This window comes from Candidatus Clavichlamydia salmonicola (genome assembly GCF_015356765.1).
Taxonomy (GTDB): Bacteria; Chlamydiota; Chlamydiia; order Chlamydiales; family Chlamydiaceae; genus Clavichlamydia; species Clavichlamydia salmonicola.
This window is the reverse complement of the sequence record NZ_WTCQ01000002.1, coordinates 99,285-117,486: the sequence shown is the minus strand read 5'-3', so window position 1 is coordinate 117,486 and position 18,202 is coordinate 99,285. Positions and strand designations below refer to the sequence as shown.

The following is an 18,202-nucleotide window of genomic DNA, read 5'->3' as shown; positions in this document are numbered from 1 at the left end:
ACCTTCTAAGGTAGACGAAAACTCAGACTATAATTTATTATAATAGTCTTCATATAAGGTGTTATTATGTTTGAAAGTTTTTTAGGAAAGCAATTTTCTTTTCCTAAAGCAGAAGAAAAGATCCTAGATTTTTGGCAAAAAAATAATATTTTTCATCAAAGCATTGAAAATAGAAAAGATGCGCCATCTTTTTCTTTTTATGATGGTCCTCCCTTTGCTACAGGCCTACCTCATTATGGCCATTTTTTAGCAGGTACAATAAAAGATGCAATAGCTCGTTATAAAACTATGGAAGGATTTTGTGTTTTGCGGCGATTTGGATGGGATTGTCATGGCCTACCTGTTGAGTGTGAAGTAGAAAAAGAATATGGCCTCAAAGATTCTGTTGCTATTATGCAGTTTGGTATAGATCGTTTTAATGAAGCATGTCGTAGTATTGTATTAAGGTATGCAGGGGAGTGGCAAAATAAAGTTTTACGCATGGGGCGTTGGGTAGATTTTTCTCAAACATGGAAAACTATGGATCTTTCTTATATGGAAAGTGTTTGGTGGGTTTTCAAAGAAATTTATAATAAGGGCTTAATTTATGAAGGAAAAAAAGTTTTACCTTTTTCAACTAAATTAGGAACACCTTTGTCTAATTTTGAAGCAGGTCAAAATTATAAAGAAACTGATGATCCTTCAGTGATAGTCGAATTCATTTCAGATGATGATCATCATACTGTTTTTTTAGCCTGGACAACAACACCATGGACATTGATATCTAATATGGCATTGACTGTTCATGAAAATCTTGACTATGTAAAAGTTAAGCTTCAAAATTCTGATAAAAAATATATCATTGCTCAACTAGCTCTTTCTCGTATTTTTCCAGAGAATGATTTTCAAATTTTAGAAACATTTAAAGGAAAAGTGTTAGCAGGAAAAGGTTATCAACCATTGTTTTCTTATTTTGCTGATAAAAAACAATCAGGAGCTTTTAGAGTTATTATAAATGATTTTGTTGCTGCAGATGAAGGAACAGGTATAGTTCATACAGCTCCTGCTTTTGGAGAGGTAGACTATTATGCTTCTGAAAAAGCAAAAATTCCTGTTGTCTGTCCAGTAGACAGAGAAGGTAAATTTATGAGCTCTGTTTCTAATTACGAAGGTGTTTTTGTTAAAGATGCAGATAAAGCAATTATTAAAGACCTAAAAGAAAAAGGACATTTATTTTCTTTAAGTAGAATTCGCCATAGATATCCTTTTTGTTGGAGAACAGATACGCCACTTATTTATAAAGCAGTAGAGACATGGTTTTTATCTGTTGAAAGTATAAAAAAACAAATTATTGCAGCGAATGATTCTATTTACTGGATGCCAGAGCATATAAAACATGGACGTTTTGGAAAATGGTTAGAAGGAGCCCGAGATTGGGCTATTAGTCGTAATCGATACTGGGGAACGCCAATCCCTATATGGAAAAGTGAGGATGGTGAAATTAAGGTAATAGGTTCTATTAAAGAACTAGAAGAACTTGTAGGCCAACCAATTACTGATTTACATCGTCATTTTATTGATCAATTAACGTTTTCAGAAAATGGTAAAATTTTTAAACGTATTGATGAAGTATTTGATTGCTGGTTTGATGCAGGCTCGATGCCATATGCTTCTTTTCATTATCCTTTTGAAAATAAAGAAATAGCAGAAAAAGCTTTTCCTGCTGATTTTATAGCAGAAGGTGTTGATCAAACACGGGGCTGGTTTTATACTTTAACTGTGATTGGGACAGCGTTATTTGGAAAATCTGCTTTTAAGAATGTTATCGTCAATGGAATTGTGTTAGCTGAAGATGGCAATAAAATGTCTAAACGGTTAAAAAATTATCCTGATCCAGAACATATTATTAATAAATATGGAGCTGATGCTCTTCGTTTTTATATGTTAAGTAGTCCTATTGTAAGAGGGGAGGATCTTAATTTTTCTGAAAAAGGACCAGAGTCTATTTTAAGAAAAATCTTAATTCCTTTATGGAATGCCTATTCTTTTTTTAGAACTTATGCACAAATATATAAATGGCAAGCTTCTGAAGCATCAGAGAAATTGCAACAATCTATTGATTTATGGATTGTATCAGAACTTAATGAAGCTGCAGATGGTGTAAGAAAAGCAATGCAAAAATATGATCTTTCTAAAGTAGGAGAGATCTGTTTTGCTTTCACAGATTCCTTAACAAATTGGTATATTCGTCGTTCAAGACGTCGTTTTTGGGCCGATGATGATTCATTAGATCGAAGAGAAGCTTTTTCTGCCCTTTATTTTGTTTTAAAAGAGTTTTCTAAAATTATAGCACCTTTTATGCCATTCATTGCTGAAATGATTTATGAAGGATTAAAAACAGTTGCTATGCCACAGTCAGTTCACTTATGTGATTTTCCTCGAAGTAATAGTTCAGATATAGATTACGCTTTGATCAATGGAATGTCTGTTTTACGTCGCATGGTAGCTACAGGTCATTCTTTAAGAAAAGAACATCATTTTAAGGTTAGGCAACCATTACCAGCTGTTTTGTTTGTTTATTCTGGAACAGAAATGATTCGAGAATTTATAAAAATAGAAAAATATCTTATTGCTGACGAGCTTAATGTTAAAGATGTCATCTTTTTAGAAAAAGATCCAGATTTTGTGCAAACCCAGATTAAACCAAATTTTCGGGTTTTAGGCAAAAAAGCAGGCGCTTTAATGAAGGGTGCTCAAGAGGTAATAAAAAATCTTACCAAGGATCAAAAAATAATTTTAATGCAAGGGGAGTCATTACTTATTCAAGTAGAAGGTAAAGAGTTGTTATTAGAACAAGCAGATATTGAGATTATTCGAGAAGTTTCTGAGGATCATATAGCAAGTGTTGATGGTGAGATTATGACCATCTTAGATACCCGTTTGAATAAAGATTTATTAGACGAAGGCATCTCCAGAGAGCTAGTTAATAAAATGAATACGATGAGGCGGAATGCAGGGTTAGAGGTATGTGACAAAATTATTGTAACAATAACAGCCCTACCAATCTTGATAGATGTTATGGCTGTTTATGGTGCATATATCCAGGAAGAAGTCTTAGCTAATGCTATCAATATTTCCCAAGAACCATTTGAAGGGGATACATGGGATATCAATGGTTATGAAATGACTATTGCTATAGAAAAAAATTAATCTTTTTTTCTACTTTTTAAAAAAATTACAAGAACAAAACCACAGACAAGTCCTCTGACAATAAGGCTGGCTGTTCCTTTAGAAAAATCAGCTAAAGGTAAAAGAAGACGTGCTCGCTGAAGTGGCCAAAAGCATAAGATAGGACTTCCAATTAAACTACTTGTTGGAATGAACCCGAAATCACGACTATCTGAACTCATAGCATGATTATCACCTAAGACAAAGATATAGTTCTCAGGAATGTGTAACCCAAATTTCTTTATAAAATCGATATTTAATGAACCATTATTTAGTAATGGGGATCCACGATCTGCAAAAGGGATATAGGGTATGTGAGAGGGCGAAGCAAGGCTTTCTTCAAGTTCTTGATGGTTGAATGTAGATAACGATTTGTCTTCTTTTGAAAAAACCGGAATATCTCCAAGGAATAAGGATCCATTATTGAAAAATGCAAAACGAGGAGGGGTATAAAGAGGTCCAAAATTAGAAGGATTTTGTAAAGGTGAAAACATATGTCCACAGTTAAATAGCAAAATAATTTCACCTTCAGTTAAATGATTTAAAGGATGGATAGGGGACAATCGTTTTCTAAATCCACCAATAAATACTTGGTATGCAATTCCATTTTCTAATTCATAAGATCCATCAGGAATCCTAGGTAAGGATATACAAAAAGGATTATTGATAAGATAGTTGTTGCGAGGGAGAAAAGCAGAGCCTTTTTTTATCATAAAACGGGATGTTGTAAGGCCATCTTTAATTATATTAAGATGTTTAGGAAATAGAGGTAAAATAGTAGTCATTGGAGAAAGTAAAGGAGGTGTATCAGAAAAAGAATATAAACGACTAATAGATGGGTATGGATATGTTAAATTTGCATGATGGCGAATTTCTGCATACGCAGAAGCTTTTTTTATTTTTTCAAATTTTTTAGGATGAAGTAAATATGCTTGCTCAGGTGTAAGTATACGGGTGGTTCCATAATTTTCCATTCCCCATAATTGACAAAAGCTAGTTGGTTCTTGGAAAGAATAAGAAGAGCCTTCTGCTCTATCTGAATGCCATTTTCCTTGGCTAAAGAATTGGCCTTTCGTGTCATGTCCCTTTGCATTTAATAAAAGACGTCCAAGAGTTATCCCTGTTTGATTAAATAAAAACTCTAAATGATTATGTTCATTTTGAGAAATATTGCCTTCAAAAGAAAGAAAAGGAATACGGTAAATAGGATGAGAGAATAAAGAGGTTAAGAAAGAATCATCATGTAACTCAACGATTTCTTTGCCTGATTTATTGATTCCATAAATTTTTCCACCATAAAAATATAAAATATCCCCAGGTTTTCCTACACAACGTTTTACATAACGCTTTTTTCCTTTAAAAAAATAAAAATAGGAAGTTTCTGCATTGGGAATATTAGTATTTTCTGCAGTAAAAACAACCATACGGTTTCTTTTTAAATTTTCAAAAGATGGAAAAATTAGCTGTTTTTTAAAAGGAATTTTAAGGCCAAAGGTACTTTTAGAAACAATTATACGGTCTTTTTCAAGAATGGAAGGACGCATAGATCCAGTAGGGACTTGGTAAAATTCTACCCAAAATTGTCTAACTAAAAAAGCAGCTATTAAAGAAAAAATAAGAGAACGGCTTAATTCACAGGCTTTTTCAGTCCAGCTTTTATGAAATAAGCGTTTAGTAAAGATAAGACACTTATTAGCGTATAAATTTGCTTCTTTGACATTTGAGGCTGTTATAGCAGCAGACCATTTTTGTAAAAGTTCATCAAGGCGGCTACGATCTTCTAATGAAAATGTATAGCGTTTTTGCTCTATTTTTTTTTTCAAACTATTTAAAAGTTGGCGATGCTTTTTAAGCGAAAAAAAAGTTGTCATGAATGGCACAAAGAAAATTTTTCAACCAATCTTATAATTTAGAAGAGTTAATTACTAGGTGGAAAGGTAAAGAGGTTTGTTAAAGTAAAAAAATAGATCTATTAAGAAAAATGTGGAAAGTTTGTTTATGAATTGTCTAAATCTTGTGGAGAATTTAAAAGGTTTGCCCTTAAAGCCTTGTTTTTAAGGCGTATAGAGTGTAAGTATAAGGGGTATTTTTTTTGTTTATAACTGTTCGAAATTTTGATAAAAAACACTTTTTTATTCATAAATTAGCGTCATAAGTAGGGACAATACCACTATCGAGAGCTCGAATTTTAATATGGCGTCCATCTTTAATAATTTCTATGAAGATAGGAAAAAAAGTTGAATTATTGCTAGGTAAATAAATTTCTATAGAAGGCTTCGCTTTGTCATGATGATTGTTTTCTTTTAGAGAACGAAAAGCCTGTGAAAGTGTACTTTCAATAAGATGACCATTTTCAATATACCGAGGTTGCCAATTTTTTTTTAGAAAAGTTTTGGTTTGAACTTTTTTTCTTTCATTTTCAGGGATTGGTTTAAATTTTATTTCTAGGAGAGTATTGATCAGAGAGTCTTCAAAAGGTGTCAATTCAGAAAAATTAATATTATTTTTTTTTTCTGTGATGAGATCAAATTCTGATAAAGTATAGGAAATATGATGAGGAACTCCCATTTGAATAACTTCATTCCATGAAAGGGAATCATAATAAGACGAATTTAAAGCGACAATAAACTCTTCTAAAAAAAATCGCTGATCTGCTCCTATAGAGCAAAGTAAGATTAAAGCATGAGATTTATGAGATAAAACTATGTAAGATCCATGCGCAGATTTAAGTATATTTTTTTTTAAATTAAAAAAAGATGGAGTAACAGTAATCTCTGAAGAGTTTAAATTTAGTGATATGATAGACAGAAAAGAGAAGAAGATCAGAAGTCGTCCAAAATACTGGAAAAAAGGAGCTTGATCCTCGTCATTTTTCTTGCACTTTTCTATTTTTTGCATTAAATTGTGAGGGGTTATATTTTTACCTAAGTATGTTTTTACCGGAGATAAGGTTTTTATGAAGAAAGAAATTCACCCTTCATACAGGAAAGTTCTTTTTGTTGATTCTTCGACAGGCTATAGATTTATTTGTGGCTCTACGTTAGTTACTTCAAATAGAGAAACATTTGAAGGAGAAGAATATCCTGTATGTAATGTCAGTATTTCTTCAGCTTCTCATCCTTTTTTCACTGGTAGTAAGCAACTTGTTGATGCAGAAGGTAGAGTGGATAAATTTATGAAGCGTTATGCAAAAAAGCAACAAGAAATTATTACAGCAGATGCAGCTCAAGAAGAGGCATCAGAAGCATTAAAAGCTAAAAAAAACACTAAGATTAAAAAATCTCCTAAAAAGAAAGGTTAATAAATAAATTAACTTAAAGGGTCAGCCTGATTAATGAATAAAAAAATCATGCTTCTTATGGAGCGTCTTGTAGAAGTAGAAAAACTACTTGCTTTACAGGGCGCTTTTGATGACCCTACTCAATATAAAGCACTCGCTAAAGAGCATTCTTTTCTATCTGAATTAAAATCTGTTTTTGATGAATATGAAAAAATTTCTAAGCAGCATGAAGATGATGTTATTGATTTAAAGGCAGAGAGAGATGTTGATCTTATTTCTTATCTAGAAGAAGAAATAGCTCAACTCAAAGAGCAAGAATTTATTCTCAAAGGTAAACTTGAAAATCTTTTAGTCCCTGTTGATCCAGATGATGATAAGAATATCATCATGGAATTACGTGCTGGAACAGGAGGAGATGAAGCTGCTCTTTTTGTTGGTAATTGCGTAAGAATGTATCAATTATATGCAGCTGCTAGAGGCTGGGAATATGAGACATTGTCTGCAAATACGTCTGATCTGAAAGGATTTAGAGAATGTATTATGGTTTTTTCAGGCCCTAAAGTAAAAAGATTTCTTCAATATGAGGGAGGGACTCATCGAGTACAACGAGTTCCTGAAACTGAAGCTCAAGGTCGAGTTCATACTTCAGCAATTACTGTAGCGGTTCTTCCTGAGCCGGGTGAAGAAGAAGCTATTGTTATAGATGAAAAAGAATTAAGGATAGACACATATCGTTCTTCAGGAGCAGGTGGACAGCACGTTAATGTGACAGATTCTGCAGTAAGAATTACTCATTTACCTACAGGTGTAGTGGTTTGTTGTCAGGATGAACGCAGTCAGCATAAAAATAAAGACAAAGCGATGCGTATTTTAAAGGCAAGAGTAGCAGAAGCTGAAAGAGCAAAAAAGCACAAGCAAGAAGCTGCGTTACGAGCCCAGCAAGTAGGAAGTGGAGATCGCTCTGAAAGGATTCGTACTTATAATTATTCTCAGAATCGTATTACAGATCACAGAATTAATTTAACATTGTATAGTTTAGATAGAGTAATGCAAGGAGATCTTTTTGTACTAACTGAGACTTTGGTTAGTCATTTTTATAATCAAAAGCTTACTGAATGATCACATATTCAGATCTTTTAAAAAAAGGAATAGCAATTTTAACAGAAAAAAATGTTCCATTTTCTGAAAGAGATGCGCGATTGTTATTAACTGGTTTGCTTAAATGTTCATTATCAAATTTTTCTTTTCATATTCAATTTCAAGAAGCTGATCAATCCATTATAGATCAATATGAACAACAAATTATTCGTAGAGGTAATAGAGAGCCTTTATCTTACATAGAAGGAGAAATAAACTTTTATGGAGTGAAAATTCTTCTTTCTCCAGCAGTGCTTATCCCTCGGCAAGAAACTGAAATTTTTATTGAAAAATTTTGTAATGCAATTGTAGCAAGTTCTAAAAAAGAACCTATAATTTGGGATCTTTGTTGTGGTTCAGGATGTATAGGAATAGCAGTTAAAAAAAAATTACCTCATACAAAGGTATCTATATCTGATATTTGTTCTAAGGCCATATTAATAGCTCATCAAAATGTAAAAATTAATAATGTAGATGTAGAAATTTTTGAAGGGGATTTATTTGCTCCTTTTCAGGGTCGTAGCTGTGATTTTATTATATGTAACCCTCCATATATAACAGAAAAAGATTGGTGTAATCTTATGCCTGAAGTAAGAGATTATGAGCCTAAAAAAGCTTTAGTTGGAAAAGGATTAGATGGACTTGGATTTTATGCAAAGATAGCAAATTCTTTTTCTTCTTATTTAATGGATGACGGAGAGCTGTGGTTAGAGATTGGATCTAAGCAAGGGGAGGGGGTAAAAAAAATATTTTCTAGGAAAAAATATTTTGGTCAAATTTTTAAAGATTGGTCTGGTAATGACAGATTTTTTTCCTTGAATATGATAAAAAATTGATGTAATCTTATGACCTCTTGTTTTTTTAGAATACTCTGGTCTTTTTTGTTATCATGTTTCGCTCTTTAGCTGAGAAATTCTCTTCTGTTTTTCGGGTTTTGGGACGTTCTTCGCGTCTAGCAAAGCATGAAATTCTTCGTGCCTCAGAGGCAATCAAAGTAGCGCTTTTAGATGCTGACATGAGCTATCAATTAGTTGATAAATTTATAAATGAATTAATTCAATCAGCTAATAAAGAAATTGCTCTAGGACATTTTTTTTCATCAGAACGTTTTATTGAATTTGTTCATGATAAACTTACAGCCCTTGTTGATCATGGCAATAGAGCATTGTATTTGAATGCTATGCCTTCTGTTATCATGGTATGTGGGTTGCAAGGTACTGGTAAGACAACTCATGTTGCAAAATTAGCTAAGTTATTAAAAAAAGAAAATCCGCATAAAAAAATCCTTATAGTTTCTTGTGATTTACAAAGGCCTGCAGCTATTGATCAGTTATCAGTATTAGCAAAAGAAATAGATATAGATTTTTGCTCGCCTGATCAATCTATGAGGCCATTTGATGTGGCAAAAAAAGCTTTTAAAAAAGCTTTTGAAGAAAATTATGATGTTCTTTTAGTAGATACTGCAGGAAGATTGCATGTAGATGAAACCTTAATGAGTGAATTACAGGGCATTAAGAAAATCATTAATCCACATGAAGTTTTATTTGCACTTAATGTTTCTCATGGTCAAGACGCTGTTAATACCGCCAAAGAATTTGATAAAAAAGTGAATATTTCTGGTTTTATCTTAACAATGACAGACAGTGAAGCAAAACCTGGAGCTGCCCTTTCAGTATCAGCAGAAACAGGAAAACCAATTAAATTAGAAGGTTTTGGAGAACATCATGATGATATACAGTTCTTTGAACCAGAATCCTTAGCACAGCGTCTTATAGGTTTTGGAGATGTAATTAATTTCAAAAAAACTGCGCAAGAATGCTTTGTTAAAGAAGATAGAGAATCTATCAAAGAAAAATTAGTAAAAGCGCAATTTACTTATGAAGATTATTTAAATCAGATGCAGGGCTTTAAAAAAATGGGTCCTTTAAAGAAGTTAATGCGTATGATGCCTATTGGAATGATAGGATCTGTTGAAGAAACAGAAAAAGAAATGAAACATACTGAAGCCATGATTTTATCGATGACGTTAGAAGAGCGGCAAGAGAAGGTTCCATTAACAGATTCGCGAATACGACGAATAGTTAAAGGAAGTGGTGTGCATGTTTCAGAATTTAATAAATTAAGAAAATTTATGAAGCAGTCTAAAGAATTTTTTAAAGGCGGCTTAAGTAAAGAAAAAATTAAGGAAATGATGGGAGGATTTAGGTAATGGCTTTAAAGATTCGATTACGACAGCAGGGAAGAAAAAATCATATAGTGTATCGCCTTGTTTTAAGTGAAAGTCGATCTCCTCGGGATGGAAGATACTTGGAAACACTAGGATGGTATGACCCATATCAAAGTGCTCCTGAGGCTACTTTGAATGTTAAGGGAGATAGAATACTTTACTGGTTAGTGCAGGGTGCTGAATTAACAGAAAAAGCAACTTTTTTAGTTAAACAAGGTGCTCCAAAAGTTCTAGAAGAATATCAACAACGTATTGCAGAAAAACGACGTAAAAAATGTCTGCAACGTAGAGCTTATAGAGCTAGAAAATCAGCAGAGTAGTGACCAAAGAAAAAAAAAGTAATCAACTGGAAATAGAGATAGAAATTATTTCTTTGTTTCCAAATTATTTTCAAGGTCCTTTTGACCATAGTATTATATCTAAAGCTAAGCAAGCTGGATTAGTGAGTATTACTCATCATGATCTTCGTGAGTATGGAGTAGGTGTACAACGTCAAGTGGATGATAGAGTTTATGGTGGTGGTCCTGGTATGATTTTAAAGCCAGAACCATTACTTGCTGTACTTTCAGAATTGAAAAAAGATGATTCTTATGTTGTTTTGATGTCTCCACAAGGTAAACTTCTTGATGCCAATAAGGCTAAAGAATTGGCTTTAAAACCTCATTTGATTTTTATCTGTGGCCACTATGAAGGCATTGATGAAAGGGTCCGGATAAAAGAAGTTGATGAAGAAGTGAGTATTGGTGATTATGTTTTAACAAATGGAGCACTTGCATCGATTGTAGTTATTGATGCTTTATTACGTTTTGTTCCAGGAGTAATAGGAAATGTTGAGGCAGTAAAAGAAGATTCTTTTGAAAATGGATTATTTGATGCTCCTCATTATACTCGTCCAGTAGAGATCGATGGAATGACAGTTCCAGCTGTATTATTGGAGGGTAATCATAAAGAAATTGTTCTTTGGAGAAAACAACAAGCGATAGAAAAAACTTCTCGAGAGAGGCCAGATTTATATTTTAGTTTTTGTTTAAATGCTTTTCATAATGAGAAATTAGAAAGTATCAAAGATACAAAATTTTCTTTTGAAGGAGTTGTCCTATTTGTAAAAGACCTTGCGCATAGCAAAAATTTTTATGAAAAAATTCTTGGGTTTCATTTCATAGAAAGTAAGGATGATCAAATTTCTTTTGTGTTTGGTACAGTAGGAATGCTGCATTTGAAGCAAAGCGAAGAAAAGGTAGTTTCAGATAGTGTAATAAGAGTGATAAATCTAGGAAATCAGAGAGATTTTGCTTATTTGTGCTCATTATTACAGAAAAAATGTAAAATAAAACCAGTTTTAGATATTTGTGGCTCTCGAAAGCAAATATTTTTTCGAGATCCAGATGGCTATCAGTGGGCAGTTATATTAAAAATAGTGGAAAATAATTATGAGCAATCTAATTAAAGAATTAGAAAAAGAATATTGTAAAACAAGAATACCATCTTTTCAAGTAGGTGATACTCTTAAAGTTTCTACTCGTATTAGTGAGAGTGGTAAGGAAAGAGTACAGGTTTTTCAAGGAACAGTTATTTCACGTAAAGGTGGGGGAATTAGTGAAACAATTTCCTTGCATAGAGTTGCATATGGTGAAGGAATGGAGAAATCTTTTCTTTTACATAGCCCAAAAGTTGTCAACATGGAAGTGATTAAACGTGGTAAGGTTGCGCGTGCTAAATTGTATTATCTACGAGGTAAAACAGGAAAAGCTGCCCGTGTTCGTGAAAGAATTGTCGCTCGTTCTGAAAGAGAAATGTTAGCCAAAGAAGCTCAAGAAGCTCAACGTGGAGCATAGTGAATTTATTCGCCTTAAAAAGCTTGCTTTTAAAGAGGAAGCTTTAAGAAAAAAAGGATTTACATATATTGCTGGTATTGATGAAGCAGGACGAGGTCCTTGGGCAGGTCCTGTGGTTGCAGCAGCGTGTATGATCTCTCAAGGAATTTATTTCAAAAATATTAATGATAGTAAGCAGTTATCTTCTGTGAAAAGACGTCAACTCTTTGAAGAAATTCGTTCGCATGAAGGAGTTTCTTATGGAATTGGTATTGGAAGTGTGGAGCTAATAGATAAAATTAATATTTTAGAAGCTACTAAAGTAGCTATGAGACAAGCTGTAAGATGTTTTGAAATAATTCCTGATTATTTACTTACTGATGGATTATTGCTTGAGCTTGATTCTTTACCAGGAGAAAAAATGATCAAGGGAGATGCTCATGTCCAATGTATTGCAGCAGCTTCTATTATTGCTAAAGAAACCAGAGACGCTATTATGATAGCTTATGATGATCTTTATCCAGGATATTCTTTTGCTTGCCATAAGGGGTATGGCACAGCTGTACATCGTGCTGCATTGGATAAAAAAGGCCCCTCTCAAATACATAGGTTATCTTTTGCCCCAGTTATTGCTTCTTTAAAAAATCATTTATTAATGAAAGGATCTTAAAGATTGAAGCAATACAATAAGAATACTATGTTAAAAAGTATGACTGCTTATGGACGTGGTATTCATAGCACAGAATATGGCTCAGTTACTATTGAGTTAGTAGGAACGAATCGACGGCATTTAGATATAGTTTTTCATATGCCTCATTCTTGTCTATTTCATGAATTAATTTTACGCCGATTTTTAACTGATCATTTGGGAAGAGGTGGAGTACAGGTGTATGTCAAGTGGTCTCCAGGTCTTATGGTAAAGACTAACCTTAGTTTACCTGACTTACAGCTATCTGTAAAAATTAAGGAAGGATTAGAATACCTTTCAAGTTCCTTAGGTTATACAGAAGCAGTCCCCTATTCCTTAGTACTAAAGGTCGCAGATACAAATGTACAAGATACAGAAATTCATCAACAAGAAGAGATCATTTTTTTGTTGAATGAAGCATTAAAGCAAGCTGTTAAAGAATTTGTGATTTCTAAGAGTGTAGAAGGAAATGCGTTATATTCAGATCTAATTTTACGAGTAATGATTTTAAAAAAAATTCAGAAATCTCTTGTGGATGGTGTGGTAGGATTAAAGCTTATTGCTCAAAAAAAACTCGAAGATAAATGTAAAGAATTATCTGTACTTACTAATGAAATAGATTTAAAAATTTTTCGAGAGTTATCCATTTTATTAGATAAAGGTGATATTACAGAAGAACTAGTAAGAATCGAGCTCTTGCTGCAGCAATTAGATGATTTATTAAAAAATGTTTTAACTTCATTAAAAGAAGTTAAAGGAAAGCATTGTGAATTTTTGATTCAGGAGTTGCTTAGAGAATTTAATACAGTAGGTTCAAAGTCTTCTGATTCCAAGATGGTCTGTTTGGTAATTAATGCTAAACTGGAATTAGAAAAAATTAAAGAACAAGTTCAAAATATAGAGTAATATAAATGAAAACTGGATTGTTTGGTTCTTCTAAGAACCCAAAAATCTTTGTGATAAGTGCTCCAGCTGGAACAGGGAAATCAACATTAACAGCTATGTTATTAAAGGAATTTTCTCTGGATTTAGAAGAAACTTGTTCATGTACTACAAGAGCTCCTCGTAATGGAGAAAAAGAAGGATTAAATTATTACTTTCTTTCAGAAGAAGAGTTCACTCAACGAGAAAAAGAAGGTGAGTTTATAGAAACAGTCTATCTTTTCAGCGCTAAGTATGGTACGCTTAAGGGTGAGATTCTTCGTATATTGAATAAAAATAAACATGTTGTTGCTGTACTAGATGTAAAAGGAGCATTAGCTATAAAAAAAGCAATGCCAGTAGTCACTATTTTTATAGCACCACCCTCTATTGAAGAGCAAAAAAGACGTTTATTGGCAAGAAATACAGAGCAATCAGAAATGTTATTGCTCAGATTAAATCATGCTCCATATGAGATCCGAGCTGCTGCAGCTTATGATTATTATGTGGAAAATTCAAATTTAGAAAAAGCTTATCAAATTTTGCGAAGTATTTTTATCGCAGAAGGTCATAAACAAGGAAAGGCTAATAATGGGAACTAAAAAATATATCACTAACGAATTTTTGAATAAAAAATTTGAAAGTCCATTTACTTTAGTAAATCATGCGATTTTGCAAGCAAAAGCAAAAGTAAGTCGTGGAGAAACTTTGGGTTCAAACCTTGCGGTTGAAGTCATAGCAACTCTTATGATTGGCGTTTCAGCTACAGAAAATACAGATATCATTAGTTCTAGCATAAAGGACTAAGCTACAGGTGACAGAAAGAGTTTTAATTACAGCTGCACTGCCCTATGCTAATGGTTTATTACATTTTGGCCATCTTGCTGGGGCTTATTTACCAGCTGATTGTTATGCTCGTTTTGAGCGATTACGAGGAAAGGATGTACTTTTTATAAGTGGATCTGATGAGTATGGTGTAGCGATTACATTAAATGCTGAAAAAGAAGGCATTTCTCCAGTTGATTATGTTGAAAAATATCATCAATTACATAAAGATTTTTTTCAAAAAGTCAATATTCATTTTGATCATTTTTCTCGTACTACTACCTCTTTTCATCCACCTGTTGTTATAGATTTTTTTAAAAATCTTCATGAAGCAGGTTTTATTCAAGCACAAGAAGATGAACATCTCTTTTCAGAAGAAGAGAATCGTTTTTTAGCTGATCGTTATGTCATGGGTACATGCCCATTATGTGGATTTCCAGAAGCTCGTGGGGATGAGTGCACTGATTGTGGAGCTTCATATGATTCTATAGATTTAAAAAATCCTGTTTCCAAAATAACAGGAAATCCTTTAACGAAAAAGAAAAGTGTCCATTGGTTTTTAAGATTAGACTTATTTAAAGATTTTTTGTTGAGTATGGTAAAAGAAAAAAAATGGAAGGTGAATGTAGAAAATTTTGCTCTTTCATTTGCTCAAGATCTCAAACCAAGAGCTATTACTCGAGATCTGGAATGGGGAATACCAGTTCCATTAGAAGAAGCAAAAGGAAAAGTTTTTTATGTATGGTTTGATGCACCTATTGGTTATATTTCAGCTACTAAAGAATGGGCATCTTTAAACAACGCTCCAGACAAATGGAAAGATTATTGGCATGATCTCTCTACACGATATGTGCAATTTATTGGCAAAGATAACATTCCTTTTCACGCGCTGTTCTTTCCTGCTATGCTTAAAGGGCAAAAGCTTTCTTATAAAATTGTAGATGATCTTGTTGCTAATGAATTTTATAAATTTTCTGGACAACAGTTTAGTAAATCTGCAACTAATCAATCGATTGATTGTAATGCAATTATATCTCATTTTCATGTGGATCAAATTAGATATATGCTAGCAGCAGGAGCGCCAGAAACTTCTGATTCAGAGTTTACTTTTAAAGAATTTCAAATGCGTTGTAATGCTGAATTAGTAGGAAAATTTGGTAACTTCATAAACCGGGTACTTTCTTTTGCTAAAAAAAATGGATTTAAGAAATTTTCTTTAGATTCAGGTTTGGATGCTCGGGATCGTATTTTTATTGATTTAATAACAGGCTTAGTAAAGAAAGCTGAAACAGCCTATGCAGAATATTCTTTAAGAAGAGCCATGGCGGCTTTGATGGAGATTGCGCAATCAGGGAATGCATACTTTGATTCAACTGCTCCATGGAAAGCAATCAAAGATTCAGACAAACATAACCAGGTTGTTAAAATTCTGTCTTGTTGTTTAGTGTGTCAGCAAATTATGGCTTTTGTAGCAGCTCCTGTAATGCCAGAAACTGCTGAGAAAATTTTTAATATGATTGGATCATCAGATAGTATCAAAAATATAAAATGGTCTGAAATGATAGAGCATGCTTTAAAGCATGAGTACTCTATTGCTGAGGTTAATATTTTGTTCCAGCGTGTTGAAGAAGAAGAATTAATTAATTTGTAATAATGGATCAATAGGAATAGTTTTAGCCTGCAAAGCACTTTCTAATCCAGTCTTGCGTTGCTTAAATCCATCCCTAGATACAGCAATAGCAATTGCTTTTCCCATTCCAACTAATACCACTAATCTACGACCTCTAGTTACTGCTGTATAGAGTAAATTTCTATGTAACATCATGAAATGAGATGTATGGACAGGTATGATAACGCAGGTACTTTCACTTCCTTGGTATTTATGAATAGAGGTTGCATAAGCCAAAGATAATTCATCTAATTCAGAAAAATTATAAGGAATTTGTTTATCATCAAATGAAACAACTGCCATACGATTCTCGGTATCTAATGAAGAGATACGCCCAATATCACCATTAAAGACTTCTTTATTATAATTATTTTTCATTTGCATGACCTTGTCACCTAAAGAAAATTTTTCTCCATTTTTTATAAGAGAAAAAGTTTGAGGGTTAATTGTCTGTTGTAATGCTTTGTTTAAATTGGTAATTCCTAAAATTCCTTTTTTCATTGGAGAGAGGATTTGAATATCATCAAATACATCAAAGTTATAACGAGCAGGGATTTTTTTAGAGGCTAGTTCAACAATAAAATCTAGGGCTTCTTGTGGATCTGCATGTTTATAAAAAAGGAAGTCACATTTGTCTTGGGGAGAAAAGTCAGGGAAAAGACCTGAATTTATTCGGTGTGCGTTAACGATAATTCGGGAATCATGGGCTTGGCGGAAAATTTCTGTTAAATGTGTAACAGAAACACTTTTAGAAGCTATAAGATCTTTAAGAACATTTCCAGGTCCTACGCTAGGGAGCTGGTAAATATCTCCAATAAATATTAATCGTGTATTAGAAGGGATCGCTTTGAGAAGATGATACATTAGAGCAGTGTCTATCATACTAGCTTCATCAATGATGATTAAGTCACATACTAAGGGGTGTTCTTTATTTTTTCTAAAAGAGCGTTCTCTGAAATCATATTGTAGTAATCCATGAATTGTAGAAGCTCTTCTTCTAGTAATTTCTGTAATACGTTTAGCTGCCCTACCTGTAGGAGCAGATAAAATAATAGAGCGCGAAAGTTTTTCTGTAATTCGTATGATTGCTTTGGTGACTGTACTTTTACCTGTTCCAGGGCCCCCAGTAATAATATGTATTTTTTCTGATAAGGATTGAGAAACAGCAATTTTTTGTAAGTCAGCCAGATCTATTTTTAATGTTTCCTCTGCCCATTTAATGGCTTTGTCATGGTCTATTGTTCGTAATTGTGATTCAGCATGCTCAATACGTTTCATCTCAGCAGCAATGCCCTGTTCACAAAGCCAAAATCCTTTAAGCCAGATAGTGGCTTCCTCGTTTAGATCAGCTCTAAATAATCGTTGATCAAAGATCAATGCGTCAATATATGTCAAAATAAGAGAGGCTTCTATCAAGGGAGCACAGGTTTCTTGGTCAGACAGCATTTCTTGTGTTTTTTCGATTAGTAAATTTTGTGGACAGCAGGTATGTCCATCATCACTCATTGAGATAAGAACAAATTCTATACCAGCACGGATCCTAATAGATGAGTCAGAAAGAATACCAATCTTATAGGCTATTGTATCAGCAGTTTTAAAGCCAAAGCCAGGAATATTTCTGGCTAGTGAAAAAGGGTTTTCTCTGATTTTTTCAGCAGCTTTATTTCCAAAAATTTTAAAAATTCTACGAGCTGTATTTCTACTAATATCATAATTTTGTAGAAAAAAAATCAAATCTCTAAAAGCTTTTTGCTCAGAGAAACAATCAATAATTCCTTCTAAACGTTTTTTTCCTAAGCCAGGGATATCACTAAGTATTTGAGGGTTTTCATCAATAATTTTTAAGGTATCATTACCAAAACGAGCAATAATTTTAGAAGCAAATGAGGGGCCAATACCTTTAAATGCTCCAGAAGTTAAATATTTAAAAATAGCAGGCTCATCTTTGGGTGCATCTGCACGCACGCTTTGAACGCTAAACTGTTTTCCATGAGGAGCTGTTGTTACCCAATCTCCCTGTAACCGTAATTCTTCTCCAGGTTCTATCCCATCAAGATTTCCAGTTATGGTAGCTAGTTCTTTTTTTCCAGCTTGCTTAAGTTTTGCAACCGTAAAACCATTGTCATTATTTTTAAAAACAAGGTGATCGATATAACCAAATATTTGTTCCATGAAATCAGTTTAAGGTAAGAAAGATTAAAAAAGGAATCTTATGCTCAGATTCTATCCTTCTGAATCTATTCAGAATACTAATAAGCATTTAAAAAATCATATTATTAATATTGTTTTTATCTTTTTATTTATTATTAAAAATTTTTTTTTTGATAAATGATTGTTAAATAAATTAGAAAAGAATTAATAAAAAACAAATATAAATCGTAATCGATAAAAATAACCGTGAAGGAACAAATACTATTTTTTTAAAGGCTTTAAA

Annotated in this window: 16 protein-coding genes; 13 read left to right on the top strand and 3 right to left on the bottom strand. The window is 33.0% G+C overall.

Annotation, left to right across the window (positions count from 1 at the left end; genetic code table 11):
• Positions 1-66 precede the first annotated feature (66 nt).
• Positions 67-3,189: an isoleucine--tRNA ligase gene (ileS, locus tag CLAVI_RS02475; RefSeq protein WP_194844019.1), complete on the top strand. Its 3,123-nt coding sequence runs from the start codon at positions 67-69 to the stop codon at positions 3,187-3,189.
• Here ileS and lepB read toward each other — a convergent pair.
• A complete protein-coding gene (gene lepB / locus CLAVI_RS02470; RefSeq protein WP_194844018.1) occupies positions 3,186-5,078 on the bottom strand; it encodes a signal peptidase I in 1,893 nt (630 codons plus the stop codon). The two genes, ileS and lepB, sit on opposite strands and share 4 nt — an antisense overlap.
• 265 nt (positions 5,079-5,343) lie before the next feature.
• Entirely contained in the window at positions 5,344-6,105 is a 762-nt protein-coding gene (locus CLAVI_RS02465; protein ID WP_194844017.1) for a hypothetical protein, read from the bottom strand.
• Between the two features lie 58 nt (positions 6,106-6,163).
• On the opposite strand from CLAVI_RS02465, the gene CLAVI_RS02460 reads away from it, so the two are divergent.
• The 12 genes from CLAVI_RS02460 to metG are packed head-to-tail and all read left to right on the top strand — an operon-like array spanning position 6,164 to position 15,750.
• The gene (locus CLAVI_RS02460) at positions 6,164-6,508 is read left to right on the top strand and encodes a type B 50S ribosomal protein L31 (RefSeq protein ID WP_194844016.1); all 345 of its coding nucleotides are present in this window, start codon (positions 6,164-6,166) and stop codon (positions 6,506-6,508) included.
• 33 nt (positions 6,509-6,541) lie between these two features.
• The gene (prfA, locus tag CLAVI_RS02455; protein ID WP_194844015.1) at positions 6,542-7,606 is read left to right on the top strand and encodes a peptide chain release factor 1; all 1,065 of its coding nucleotides are present in this window, start codon (positions 6,542-6,544) and stop codon (positions 7,604-7,606) included.
• A complete protein-coding gene (gene prmC, locus CLAVI_RS02450; RefSeq protein ID WP_194844014.1) occupies positions 7,603-8,460 on the top strand; it encodes a peptide chain release factor N(5)-glutamine methyltransferase in 858 nt (285 codons plus the stop codon). Before prfA ends, prmC begins: the two co-directional genes overlap by 4 nt.
• Before the next feature lie 53 nt (positions 8,461-8,513).
• Positions 8,514-9,833, top strand: a complete 1,320-nt coding sequence (locus CLAVI_RS02445) for a signal recognition particle protein (protein WP_194844013.1) — start codon at positions 8,514-8,516, stop codon at positions 9,831-9,833.
• Entirely contained in the window at positions 9,833-10,171 is a 339-nt protein-coding gene (rpsP, locus tag CLAVI_RS02440; protein ID WP_194844012.1) for a 30S ribosomal protein S16, read from the top strand. The genes CLAVI_RS02445 and rpsP overlap by 1 nt, the downstream gene beginning before the upstream one ends.
• On the top strand, positions 10,171-11,298 hold the full coding sequence (gene trmD / locus CLAVI_RS02435) for a tRNA (guanosine(37)-N1)-methyltransferase TrmD (protein ID WP_194844011.1): 1,128 nt from the start codon (positions 10,171-10,173) through the stop codon (positions 11,296-11,298). Before rpsP ends, trmD begins: the two co-directional genes overlap by 1 nt.
• Complete coding sequence (gene rplS, locus CLAVI_RS02430) at positions 11,282-11,686, top strand: 50S ribosomal protein L19 (protein WP_194844010.1); 405 nt, start codon at positions 11,282-11,284, stop codon at positions 11,684-11,686. Before trmD ends, rplS begins: the two co-directional genes overlap by 17 nt.
• Positions 11,676-12,335, top strand: a complete 660-nt coding sequence (gene rnhB / locus CLAVI_RS02425) for a ribonuclease HII (protein WP_194844009.1) — start codon at positions 11,676-11,678, stop codon at positions 12,333-12,335. The genes rplS and rnhB overlap by 11 nt, the downstream gene beginning before the upstream one ends.
• A gap of 27 nt (positions 12,336-12,362) precedes the next feature.
• The gene (locus tag CLAVI_RS02420) at positions 12,363-13,259 is read left to right on the top strand and encodes an endoribonuclease YicC domain-containing protein (RefSeq protein WP_194844008.1); all 897 of its coding nucleotides are present in this window, start codon (positions 12,363-12,365) and stop codon (positions 13,257-13,259) included.
• A 5-nt stretch (positions 13,260-13,264) separates the two neighbouring features.
• Positions 13,265-13,876 carry a guanylate kinase gene (gene gmk, locus CLAVI_RS02415; RefSeq protein ID WP_194844007.1) on the top strand — a complete coding sequence of 204 codons (612 nt, stop codon included), beginning with the start codon at positions 13,265-13,267 and terminating at the stop codon, positions 13,874-13,876.
• Positions 13,866-14,081 carry a hypothetical protein gene (locus CLAVI_RS02410; RefSeq protein WP_194844006.1) on the top strand — a complete coding sequence of 72 codons (216 nt, stop codon included), beginning with the start codon at positions 13,866-13,868 and terminating at the stop codon, positions 14,079-14,081. Before gmk ends, CLAVI_RS02410 begins: the two co-directional genes overlap by 11 nt.
• A 7-nt stretch (positions 14,082-14,088) precedes the next feature.
• Positions 14,089-15,750, top strand: coding sequence for a methionine--tRNA ligase (gene metG / locus CLAVI_RS02405; protein ID WP_194844005.1), 1,662 nt, complete (start codon positions 14,089-14,091; stop codon positions 15,748-15,750).
• Here metG and recD2 read toward each other — a convergent pair.
• Entirely contained in the window at positions 15,736-17,940 is a 2,205-nt protein-coding gene (gene recD2, locus CLAVI_RS02400) for an SF1B family DNA helicase RecD2 (protein WP_194844004.1), read from the bottom strand. The genes metG and recD2 overlap by 15 nt on opposite strands.
• Positions 17,941-18,202: the final 262 nt, after the last annotated feature.